Annotated in this window: 2 protein-coding genes; one reads left to right on the top strand and one right to left on the bottom strand. The window is 52.7% G+C overall.

Annotation, left to right across the window (positions count from 1 at the left end):
• On the bottom strand, window positions 1-283 hold a 283-nt coding region (locus tag EKD02_RS09875; RefSeq protein WP_244924438.1), incomplete at its 3' end, for an alanine racemase.
• 234 nt (window positions 284-517) lie between these two features.
• Between EKD02_RS09875 and EKD02_RS09870 the strand changes: the two genes are divergently transcribed.
• On the top strand, window positions 518-1,342 hold an 825-nt coding region (locus tag EKD02_RS09870), incomplete at its 3' end, for a cysteine synthase family protein (RefSeq protein ID WP_148102979.1).

The raw sequence follows: 1,342 nt of genomic DNA, 5'->3' as shown, positions 1-1,342 counted from the left end.
AGAGGGGAGAGGCAAAGGCAAGGATTGATGCTGGTTTTTTCAGCGCTCTGCCGGTCTGCAGCTCAATGGCTTCCTGGATGTTCGCCACCCCGAAATCGGTAACGCCGTTTTGCTCAAGGGTTTCTGATACCCTGTGGACATCGTGCCCATAAGCATTGGCTTTCACAACGCCCATAATCCGTACGCCTTCTCCTGTTTTCCTCCTTATTTCAGAGAGGTTGTGCTGCAGATGCTGGAGCGAAACAATCGCTTCAGTCATGGGTTCAGGTGTCGGGGCAGGCATAGAGTTGCCTTTAGAGTGGTTTCGTTGCTGACAATTATTATTCAATAAAAGCAAAAAGTCGGGGACATCCTCGGCGGAGCGTTTTTGTTTGTGTTTGAATAAAAAGTGCCCCTTGCCTGTTTGTGGAGCGTACTGGTTTGGTGTTCCGCCTTTGTTGTTGAATTAATGTATATTTTAGGCTGACTGTGGGCGGAGGGTTCCGCTTCTTTTCAACTTATAGCGCTATTTTGCATCATGCCGAACCACGATATTCTTGATCTGCATAGTGAAACGCCGATGGTTCAGCTGCGTCAGTTGAGTCGCAATATCAGGCCTGCGGTGATGGCGAAGCTGGAATACATGAATCCGGCCTTTTCGCATTATTACCGGGTTGCGGCTGCTGTGGTAAGGGATGCTGAGGAGCGCAGGCTGATTCATCCGGGGATGACTCTTGTTGACTGGACATATGGCAACAGCGGGATTGCTCTTGCCATGGCGGCGGTGAGCCATGGGTATAAGGTCCTTCTTGTGGCGCCGGATAAGATTTCGCGGGAGAAGCACGATGTTCTGCGGGCTCTGGGGGCGGAACTGGTGATTACTCCTTCGGAGGCTCTGCCGGGCGAATCGCGCAGCTGTATGAATGTTGCCGGGAATCTGGTGAACAATATTCCGAATGCTTTTTTTGCCGGAATGTATGACCATCCGCTCAATCTGGAGGTGCATCGTGATGTCACGGGTTCGGAAATAGCTGCCCAGACGGATGGGAAGGTGACCCATGTGTTTGTGCCAATGAGTTCGGCAGCCATGATTTCAGGTATTGCGGCCGCCCTTAAGTCGACAAACAGTGGGGTGAAGATTGTTGGGGTGGAGCCGGTAGGGTCTGTTTTTTCTGCTCTCCTGAATGATGGGCGTCCGGGAGAGACTTCTTTTTCTGAACTGGAGGAGATAGGGGCGCAGCGCCAGCCATCCTTCTGGGATCCGTCGTTGATTGACGAGGTTGTGCAGGTTTCGGACGGGGAGGCGATGAACTGTGCCCGGGAGCTGCTCAGGAGTGACGCCGTGTTTGCGGGGAGTGCTTCG

This window comes from Chlorobium phaeovibrioides (assembly GCF_003968655.1).
In the GTDB taxonomy this organism is placed as follows: Bacteria; Bacteroidota; Chlorobiia; order Chlorobiales; family Chlorobiaceae; genus Chlorobium; species Chlorobium phaeovibrioides.
The sequence above is the reverse complement of the archived record's forward strand: the minus strand, read 5'-3'. Positions and strand labels throughout refer to the sequence as shown.